We start from the raw sequence: 8,760 nt of genomic DNA, 5'->3' as shown, positions 1-8,760 counted from the left end.
CGAGGAGCCGGTCGCCAATCCGAGGGTCCCGCTGGCCTTGGCCTCGCCAGCCCTTGCGTTGCCGAGCGCCTCCGTGACGATGGCGGCGGCCCGGACGGCCACGTCGGCAGTGGGAAGGACGATGATCTCCATGCCGATCATCGTCCTATCCCGCGAGAGCGGGCGCGGTCTCGCCGCCCAGACTCGCCGCGCCGAGAGCGGCGATGGGCACGTCCTGCGGGACTACCTCGAACCGGTCCTGCAGCCGCAAGGCGGCCATGAGTGGGGACGCCCGCGACCGGTCGTGCAGGTGCTGGCGCACGGCCGTGACGAGCGGCTCACCGAGCCCCGTCAGCCCGCCGCCGACCGCGACGTGCTGAGCCCCGGCGGCCACGACGAGGATCTGCACCGCCGTCCCGACACCGCGGCCCAGATCGTCTGCCGCTGCCCGCGCGACGGGATCACCAGCCCGCGCCGCTGCGAACAGCTCGACGGGCGCACCCGACCATCGCCGTGCGAGGGCCGCGCCCGAGGCGAGGGTCTCGAGGCATCCCACCTGGCCGCACGAGCAGACCGTGACCCCACCGACGGGGAGGTGCCCGATCTCGCCCGCGGATCCCTCGAGGCCGCGGACGACCTGCCCGTCCACGACCATCGCGGCGGCGAGCCCGGTGCCGAGATTGAGGTAGCCGAGGGACCGGGGCGCCACACGGTCACGGCGCCTCGCGAGGAGCTGGACGGCGCCGAGTGCAGCCGCCTTGACGTCGTTCTCCACCCCCACGGAAACGCCGAGCTGTGCGCTCAGCCCCGCTGCAAGAGAGAGCGATTCGACGTCGAGGTTGACGGCATGACGGACCACTCCGGTGACCTGGTCGACGAGACCGGGCGTGCACGCCCCAACCGCCTCGATCGGTGACGCAGGACCTGCCGCCGTGATCGTTGCGCGGGCCACCTGCACCGCGACGCGGATGACCTCGTGCACGCCACGGCCCGACGGCGCCTGGCGGTAGGCGACGACCCGGCCAGCGGTGTCGAGAGCGACGGCCGCCGTCTTCGTGCCACCGATGTCGATGCCGAGCCTCATGCCGGCACCCCGAGCAGGCGCACCAGAGCCCGCGCCACGGCGGCCGAGCCGCCGAACGTCACGATGTCGGCGCCGCCTCGTGGCCAGCCGCACTCGACGATGATCGTTCGGTGGTCACCAGCGCGCAGCCGTTCGAAGAGGTCCCACGCCGGGTGACCCGCAACGAGGCCGCGACCGACGACGGCGACCTTCGCGCCCTTGGGCACAGCAGCCGGGTCCGTGGCAGCGCCGATCGCGGCCGGTCCCCACGGGACGATGCCGACGGCCGGGTTGCTCCACGTCTCGACCTGGACGATGCAGGGCGGCTCGGGTGATGCCAGCCAGGACTGCGCAACCTCAGCGATCTCGAACGCCCGCTCGACCTCCAGTTCCAGCGGCTCCGAAGGCCAATGGCCAGGTGGGCTGGGTGGGTTGGCGGCGGGGTAGGCGGCAGCGAGGCGGGCCACGCGCCCGTGCGCCTCGACCAGCTGTTCCTCGGCGAGCCGGCCCTGCGCGACCGCGACGAGAACCGCGTCGACGACCTCCTCGAGCGCCGAAGCTGTCGTCTGGGAACCGAGGCAGAGCAGGTCGCAGCCGGCCACCAGGGCCCGCACCGCAGCCTCGGGGACGCCGATCGTGCCGCTCGCTCCGACCATGTCGAGCGCGTCCGACACGATGACGCCGTCGAACCCGAGCTCCTGACGCAGCACGCCGCGAAGCACCCTCTCCGAGAAGGTCGCCGGGACCTCCGGGTCGATCGCCCCGACGATGTGCGCGGTCATGACGCAGGCGACCCCGGCATCGACCGCGGCCCGGAAGGGCTCGAGCTCGCGCTCGTCCAGCACCTCGCGCGACGCGGTGACGCGGGGCAGCCCGAGGTGCGAGTCCACGGCCGTGTCACCGTGGCCAGGGAAGTGCTTGGCGCACGCTGCAACACCGGCCTCCTGCAGTCCCGCGATCCACGCCGCCGAGTGCCGTCCCACAACCTGCGGCGAGACGCCGAACGACCGCACACCGATGACCGGGTTGTCGTCGGCCGAGTTGACGTCCACCACCGGGGCGAAGTCGAGATTGATGCCGTATGCCGTGAGCTCGCGTCCCACACGAGCCGCCGAGTCCCGCGTCAGCCGGGTGTCGTCGAGACGGCCGAGCACGGCATTGCCCGGCTCCGGCGACCCCTCGAGATAGTGCACCCGCGTCACGTCCCCGCCCTCCTCATCGACCGCGATGAGCACGTCCGGACGACCGGCGCGAAGCGATGCACACAGGGACGAGAGCGCCTGTGACCCAGCCATGTTGGGTCCGTGGAGGCAGACGGAAGCAAGCCCAGCGGCATACGCCTCGTCGATCCACGCCGGGACGGTGGTGCCCTCGAAACCCGGCATCAGCGTGCCGAGGACGAGGCGCCTTCGCACCCCATGGTCGTGCGCCATCAGCCCTTCACCGCCCCGCCGACGAGCCCGCTGGACAGGCGGCTCTGAACCATGAGGAAGAACGCGATGACGGGGATCGCGACGAGCGTGGACGCGGCCATGACCTGGCCCCAGTCGGTCTCGCGCATCGCGCTTGCCTGGAGGAAGCCGCGCAGCCACAACGGCAGCGTCCGGGCCTGCTCCTCGGTCATGACGACCAGGGCCACGGTGAACTCGTTCCACGCCTGGAGGAACGCGTAGACGGCGGAGGCCACGAGGCCGGGGGCCAAGAGCGGGAAGGTGATTCGCAGGAAGGCCTGCGTGCGTGACAACCCGTCGACCATGGCCGCCTCCTCGAGGTCGACCGGTACGCCGGCGACGAACCCGCGGAGCATCCAGATCGTGAACGGCACGACCGCGGCCGTGTAGAGGATGGCGAGGCCGAGGACCTGGTTGAGCAGGCCGACCGAGCTCATCATCTTGTACTGCGCGATGAAGAGGCCCTCGGCGGGCAGCATCTGGATGAGCAGCAGGGCCAGGATGAACGACCAGCGGCCGCGCCAGCGGAACCGGCTGACCGCGAGGGCGCCGAGGAAGGCGATGATGATCGCCGCGACCACAGTCAGAAGGGTAACGGCGAGCGAGATGCCGAGGGCCTGGAAGAAGCTGGACTCCTCGAGCACGCCGGCGTAGTTGTCGAGCGAGCCGCCCGTGGGCACGAGCGTCGGGGTCGTCCGCTGCAGGATGACGTTGGGCAGCAGGGACGAGTTGAGCATCCAGTAGACCGGGATGATCCACACGATGCTGATGGTCAGTGCCAGGAGGGTCCACAGCACGTTGGACGGACGGAAGGCGCGCCGACGCATCAGGACTCCTCCTTCATGAGGGAGCGGACGTAGTACCAGGAGATGGTCACGGTGAGGAGGAGCATGAGGATCGAGACCGCGCTCGACATGCCGAAGTCACCGGAGCCGGTGCCGAGCGTGTAGATGTAGGTGCCGAGCAGGTGCGTCTCGTTTGCGAACCCGCCGGCGTCCTGGAGCAGCTTGATCTGGGTGAACACCCGCAGGTCCCAGATCAGCTGGAGGAGCAGGACGATCGAGATCACCGGCGCGACAAGCGGCAGCATGATGTGGCGGACTCGCTGCCAGCCGGTGGCACCGTCGATCTCGGCCGCCTCGATCACCTCGGGCGAGATCTGGGTCAGCCCTGCGTAGATCGACAGCGCGACGAACGGCACGCTCATCCAGATGACGATGGCGGCGGCGATGGTGAAGAAGGACAGCGGCTCGGCCAGCCAGTTGTGGCCCGCAGCGTCCTCGAAGCCGATGTTGACGAGGAACCAGTTGAGCAGGCCGCGCCGCCAGTCGACGATCCATGCCCACACCGTCATCGATGCGACGACCGGCATCGCCCACGCGACGAGGAGCGAGACCTGCAGGACGAGCCGTGGGCCCCGGCTGACGCGACGCATGAGCAGGGCAATGGCGCCGCCGAGGACGACGGTCGTGAGCGCGCAGACGATGCAGAACACGATCGACCGCACGATGACGGCCCACAGGGCGGCGTCGTTGACAAGGGCGCGGTAGTTCTCGATCCCGACCCACTCGGGCGGCTGGCCGAACTGCTGGGCCAGCCCGAACTTCTGGAAGCTCGTGACGATCTGCCAGCCGACCGGGTAGCCGAGCGCGACGACGAGGATGACCACCGTCGGCACGATGAGCAGGAGGGGGACGCGACGGGTCGTCGCCATGGCTGAGCCTTTCACGGACGCCGTGTCCGGGCCGGGGAGGTGTGGAGGGCCTCCCCGGCCGCGGCGTCACGGCATCACAGCGTTACTGCCTGATGAGGCGTCAGTTGCGGGTCACTTGAGGTTCAGCATGGGGGTGATCTTGGCGTCGTACTCCGCCGCCAGGGCAGCGAGGTCGGAGGCGTTGCGGATCTTGCCGAAGAACTCCTCGAGGACCTGCTTCGCCTCGACGGCGGCCCAGCCAGGCGCTGCCGGCGTCAGCTTGGAGTTGGACGCCGAGTCGATGAGCGCCTTGGCGAAGATGTCGTCACCGAGCGAGGACATGTAGTCCGAGTTGGCCGGGCCGAGGCCGGCCTTGCCGAGCATCTGCTGGTAGTCGGCGCTGAACATGATCTTGAGCAGCTCGCGGGCCAGGTCCTGGTTCTTGCTCTTGGCCGAGATGCCGATGTTCGACCCGCCCGCGAAGACCGGAGCCGGCTTGCCGTCGTTGCCGGGCAGGACGAAGGCGCTGAACTTCTTGTCGTTCCACTCGCGGACCGGCTTGCCGTCCTGCTGCTTGAGGTCCCCGATCGACCAGTGGGCCCAGCCCGGCGCCATGACGGTGGCTGCCGTGAGGCTCGTCTTGCCGGCGGGCTTGCCTGCCTCGTCGAGGATCTCGTCGGTGTCGTTGATATAGAGCCACGGCGTGGCGTCCTTGGCGTCGGCCGGGGCCTTGGACGCCTTGCGGTAGATGTCCTGCAGCTGGGCCAGGCCCTTGAGCGTGTTCTGGTCGGACAGCGTGGAGACCCACTGCCCGTTCTCCTTCTTCGCGAGGTCGCCGCCGTTGGCGAAGATCCAGGAGATGCCGTTGCGCCAGTCCTGGCCGCCGAGGAAGAAGCCGCTGAAGTTCTTGATGTCGCGCGGGTTCTTCGCGGTGATCTCCTTGACCGCGGCATTGAACTCGTCCAGCGTCGTGGGCTGGTTGATTCCCGCCTCCTTCCAGACGTCGCCCCGGGCGAACATGTAGCGCGAGCCGAAGTAGTAGGGCAGCGCGTACTTCTTGCCGTCCACCGACCCGACCTCGACAAACGACGGGAGCAACTTGTCACCGCCGAGCTCCTCGTAGAGGTCGGACACGTCCGCGAAGGCGCCGACGTTGGTGAAGGTCGGCGCCTGGGTGTTGCCGAGCTCGGTGACGTCCGGCGTGTTGTTCGCGTCGGGCAGCGAGGTCGTCAGCTTGGTGACGATGTCACCCCACGTCTGCTCCTCGATCTTGAGCGTCGCGCCGGTCTTCTGCTTGAACGTGGTGGTGAGGTAGGCGCGGAGGTCATCGTTCGTGTCCGCTCCCACGAGCCACAGCGTGACGGTGCGCTTGCTGTTGTCCTGGGACGTCGTCGGGGAGCTCGACGCTGTTGGGTCCGAGCCGCTGCTGCACGCGGAGACCAGCAGCGCTGCTGACGTGGCGACGGCTGTCGCCACGGTGAGGCCGAAGTGCTTCTTCATGGAGGGTTTCCTTTCGGGGTGGCCACGTGGGTGGGCCGTCGTGCTGTTGTTCCTTCTTCTTCGTCAGGTCACACTCACGTGACACCGAGCTGGTCCCAGAGGACGAGCACGGAGGCGCCCCGCAGGACGATGTCGGCCGAGTCATGGGCCAGCCGTACGGTGAGCGAGGTTGAGGGGCGGGCGAGCATCCGCGACCTCAGAGTGGCGTCCAGCGTGTCGAGCAGGATGCCGCCGAGCAGGTCCTCCGGACCGGCGAGGACGACCTCGGCCAGGTCGAGGGCCGCGACGACGGGAGCGATGGCGATGCCGAGCCGCTCACCCGCCTCGCGGCGGGGCCGGCCTCGGCGAGCAACCGCTCCAGGTTGGGAGCGGAGAGCCAGGTCTCGAGGCAGCCGTCCTTGCCACAACGGCAGCGGGCGCCGCCGTCGGTGCCCACCGTGACGTGCCCGATCTCGCCGGCGGCGAAATGTGCGCCACGGACTCGCTGGCCACCAACGATGAGGCCGCAGCCGACGCCGCGACCGACCTTGATGAGCATGAGGTCGTCGCCGCCACCGCCCAGGGTGTGGTCGGCGTGGACCGCCGCGTCAGCGTCATTGGAGACGAAGACCGGCAGCCTGGTCTCGGCCGCGAGCACCTCGCGCAGGGGCACGTCGACCCAGCCGAGGTTCGGTGCGGTGTCGACGACGCCGCCGGGCCCGACGATGCCGGGCGTGCCGACGCCGATCCCGAGCAGTGGCGCGGTGGCCAGCCCGATGACCTCTCGGGTCAGGTCCAGGACGACCTCGAGCACCGTGCCCTTCTTGATCGAGTGAACAGCTTTTGTGCCCGGGTCATCGGGCATGGGGCGCTCGGCGCGGGCGAGGATCCGCCCGTCGAGGTCGAGCACGGCTGCGCGGAGCGTCTGGTGCTCGGCCAGGTCGACCCCGATGATCTGCAGACCGGTCCTGTTGACGTCGACGAGGGTGGCCGGCTTGCCGGGCCGCACCTCGTCGGAGGGCCCGAGCTCGACGGCGTGGCCGCTCTGGAGCAGTTCGGCGACGAGGTCGCCCACCGTCACCTTCGTCAGGTCGAGCCGGCGGGCGAGGTCAGCCCGGCTCATGGCGCCGGCCGAGTAAAGGGTCTGGAGCACGAGCGACAGGTTGTGCCGCCGACCGTGGGCGGGTAGGACCGCAGTGCGTGGGTGGACGCGTCGGGCCCGGGGGGCGGCGGTTGCCATGGGAGTTAGTAAACTTTACTAACTCCTGGCCTGACAAGAGGCGCCTCGAAAACCGTCCGAAAGTCCGCGGTCTGCCGGGCTAGGCTCGGACCATGTGCCGGAACATCCGACAGCTCCACAACTTCGAGCCCCCCGCTACGAGTGACGAGGTGCGGGCGGCGGCGCTCCAGTACGTCCGCAAGGTGAGCGGCGCCACGCGGCCGAGCCAGGCCAACCAGGCCGCCTTCGACGAGGCCGTCGAGGCCGTCGCCCACGCGACCCAGCATCTGCTCGATCACCTCACGACGAGCGCCCCGCCCAAGGACCGCGAGGTCGAGCGCGCCAGGGCCCGTGCACGCAACGCGGTCCGCTTCGGCACACCCGCCTGACCCTCCGCATTCAGCAGCAACTCAGTTCAGGCGCAGCCACGACTCCTCTGGGGCTCCCGAGCCTGCGCAGCTGGCGCCGCTGAGGTGCAGAGAGAGTCTCGCGTAGTCGCTGGTGACGTTGACGAATCGCCGTTTGCAGCTTGCCCCCTCAGGCTGGAGGGTGATTTCGCCTTGGCCGACGACCTGGACGGTGCCGCGCTCGTCAACAGACCGCACCCCCCGAGAGTCCACGTCGGACAACCGGGTCCCCGCGACATAGCGACCATCCGAGATGGCGATGATGCGTGACGTGCCCCAGAGCAACCACGTCCCGTTGACGTCCGTCATCCACGTCACGGGCTGGAGCTGAGAGCCGACTTGATAGCCCGGCTGGATCCTGGGATCAGGCGTGGGCAGGATCCGCGTCAGGGAGGCATTCACCCACCAGTTGTCAAAGAAGCGCGTTGCGCATGGCGAGGAGATGGACAGCTTTGTCACGGCGATCCGGGCACCGAATGGCGGCGACACGCGCATCCGCAGCTCGCACCCAGGGCTCGGTGTGACGGTGAGGAGGTCGCCTTGGACGGCGAAGCTCCCCGGCTGCTGGCTCAGGCGGTCGAGCAGATCCTCCGGCCCATTCCACGTAGCGAGTCGGCCGTCGGCGCGGAACTCCCACACCGGGACGTCCGACCACACGTCGAAACGCCAGACACCCACCAGATCCGCCGCCGTGAGCGCGCTGGGTGTGGGCACCGCGGGAGCGGGCCGCTGAGCCGGTCGCCCGATCAGGAGGACCGCAGCGAGGGCAACGGCCAGCACCATGCAGGCTGCCGCCACCACCGCGCCCAGCGGACGACGGCCGCGCCACAGGCCCTGTCTGCCCGAGGCGAGGAGCTCCCGATACTGGTCCTCGACTCGACGCTGGTCAGCAGTGGAGACCTCCACCCCCTCTGCGACCTGCTTCAGGGCCCACGCCACCCGGGCCTCGGTCTCCTTGAGGGCCGTCATCGGTTCACCTCCAAGTCCTTGTGGAGCCGTTGAATCGCCCGGTGTGCATGCCGTTTGACCGTGCCGATCTCGAGCTCGAGCAGCGCCGCGGTCTGGGCCTCCGTCAGATCGAGGTAGTAGCGGCACACGACGACCTCGCGCTGGCGCTGCGGCAGACGGCGCACGAGCTCCGCGATGCGCAACGCCTCTTCGGTCGGGGCGTCGCTCTCAACTGGAGCCATTCCGCCCTGAAAGGCACCCATGCGATCGCGCAGCCGACGCGCCCGCACGAGCCCCCGCTGCGCGGATCGGCACTGGTTGACGACCGCAGCCCGCACGTAGCCGGCGAGTGAGGTCTTGTCCCGCACGCCATCCCAGTTGCGGTAGACCGCGACGAACGCCTCCTGCACCGCCTCCTCCGCGAGACCCCGATCCCCCACGAGCAGCACCGCAAGCCGGACCAGCTGTCGGCCGTGCTCCACGAAGAGGTCATGGACGACGACGTCTCGGTCGAGCAGCAG

The 8,760-nt window shown here is 69.4% G+C and carries 9 protein-coding genes; 1 reads left to right on the top strand and 8 read right to left on the bottom strand.

Annotated features, from left to right (window positions below; all coding sequences use genetic code 11):
* Positions 1–145: 145 nt before the first annotated feature.
* From VIR15_RS06390 to VIR15_RS06365, 6 genes are all read right to left on the bottom strand, one after another.
* Complete coding sequence (locus tag VIR15_RS06390; RefSeq protein ID WP_331926642.1) at positions 146–1,063, bottom strand: ROK family protein; 918 nt, start codon at positions 1,061–1,063, stop codon at positions 146–148.
* Positions 1,060–2,475, bottom strand: coding sequence for a glycoside hydrolase family 3 protein (locus tag VIR15_RS06385; protein WP_331926641.1), 1,416 nt, complete (start codon positions 2,473–2,475; stop codon positions 1,060–1,062). Before VIR15_RS06385 ends, VIR15_RS06390 begins: the two co-directional genes overlap by 4 nt.
* Complete coding sequence (locus VIR15_RS06380; protein ID WP_331926640.1) at positions 2,475–3,320, bottom strand: carbohydrate ABC transporter permease; 846 nt, start codon at positions 3,318–3,320, stop codon at positions 2,475–2,477. The genes VIR15_RS06385 and VIR15_RS06380 overlap by 1 nt, the downstream gene beginning before the upstream one ends.
* Complete coding sequence (locus VIR15_RS06375; protein ID WP_331926639.1) at positions 3,320–4,207, bottom strand: carbohydrate ABC transporter permease; 888 nt, start codon at positions 4,205–4,207, stop codon at positions 3,320–3,322. Before VIR15_RS06375 ends, VIR15_RS06380 begins: the two co-directional genes overlap by 1 nt.
* A 111-nt stretch (positions 4,208–4,318) precedes the next feature.
* A complete protein-coding gene (locus VIR15_RS06370) occupies positions 4,319–5,686 on the bottom strand; it encodes an extracellular solute-binding protein (RefSeq protein ID WP_331926638.1) in 1,368 nt (455 codons plus the stop codon).
* 196 nt (positions 5,687–5,882) lie between these two features.
* Entirely contained in the window at positions 5,883–6,905 is a 1,023-nt protein-coding gene (locus VIR15_RS06365) for an ROK family transcriptional regulator (RefSeq protein WP_331926637.1), read from the bottom strand.
* Positions 6,906–6,997: 92 nt separating this feature from the next.
* Here VIR15_RS06365 and VIR15_RS06360 point away from each other — a divergent pair, with 92 nt between their 5' ends.
* Positions 6,998–7,273: a DUF2277 domain-containing protein gene (locus VIR15_RS06360; RefSeq protein ID WP_331926636.1), complete on the top strand. Its 276-nt coding sequence runs from the start codon at positions 6,998–7,000 to the stop codon at positions 7,271–7,273.
* A 21-nt stretch (positions 7,274–7,294) separates the two neighbouring features.
* On the opposite strand, the gene VIR15_RS06355 is transcribed toward VIR15_RS06360, so the two are convergent.
* Positions 7,295–8,260, bottom strand: coding sequence for a hypothetical protein (locus VIR15_RS06355; RefSeq protein WP_331926635.1), 966 nt, complete (start codon positions 8,258–8,260; stop codon positions 7,295–7,297).
* Positions 8,257–8,760, bottom strand: a 504-nt coding sequence (locus tag VIR15_RS06350) for a sigma-70 family RNA polymerase sigma factor (RefSeq protein ID WP_331926634.1), incomplete at its 5' end; no start/stop codon positions are given. The genes VIR15_RS06350 and VIR15_RS06355, both read right to left, overlap by 4 nt.

Source organism: Intrasporangium sp. (assembly GCF_036566125.1).
Taxonomy (GTDB): domain Bacteria; phylum Actinomycetota; class Actinomycetes; order Actinomycetales; family Dermatophilaceae; genus Intrasporangium.
The sequence above is the reverse complement of the archived record's forward strand: the minus strand, read 5'-3'. Positions and strand labels throughout refer to the sequence as shown.

Bases quoted from the DNA above. Each gene is read 5' to 3' on its own strand.
- VIR15_RS06390 (WP_331926642.1), bottom strand. From the start codon at position 1,063: ATGAGGCTCGGCATCGACATCGGTGGCACGAAGACGGCGGCCGTCGCT.
- VIR15_RS06385 (WP_331926641.1), bottom strand. From the start codon at position 2,475: ATGGCGCACGACCATGGGGTGCGAAGGCGCCTCGTCCTCGGCACGCTG.
- VIR15_RS06380 (WP_331926640.1), bottom strand. From the start codon at position 3,320: ATGCGTCGGCGCGCCTTCCGTCCGTCCAACGTGCTGTGGACCCTCCTG.
- VIR15_RS06375 (WP_331926639.1), bottom strand. From the start codon at position 4,207: ATGGCGACGACCCGTCGCGTCCCCCTCCTGCTCATCGTGCCGACGGTG.
- VIR15_RS06370 (WP_331926638.1), bottom strand. From the start codon at position 5,686: ATGAAGAAGCACTTCGGCCTCACCGTGGCGACAGCCGTCGCCACGTCA.
- VIR15_RS06365 (WP_331926637.1), bottom strand. From the start codon at position 6,905: ATGGCAACCGCCGCCCCCCGGGCCCGACGCGTCCACCCACGCACTGCG.
- VIR15_RS06360 (WP_331926636.1), top strand. From the start codon at position 6,998: ATGTGCCGGAACATCCGACAGCTCCACAACTTCGAGCCCCCCGCTACG.
- VIR15_RS06355 (WP_331926635.1), bottom strand. From the start codon at position 8,260: ATGACGGCCCTCAAGGAGACCGAGGCCCGGGTGGCGTGGGCCCTGAAG.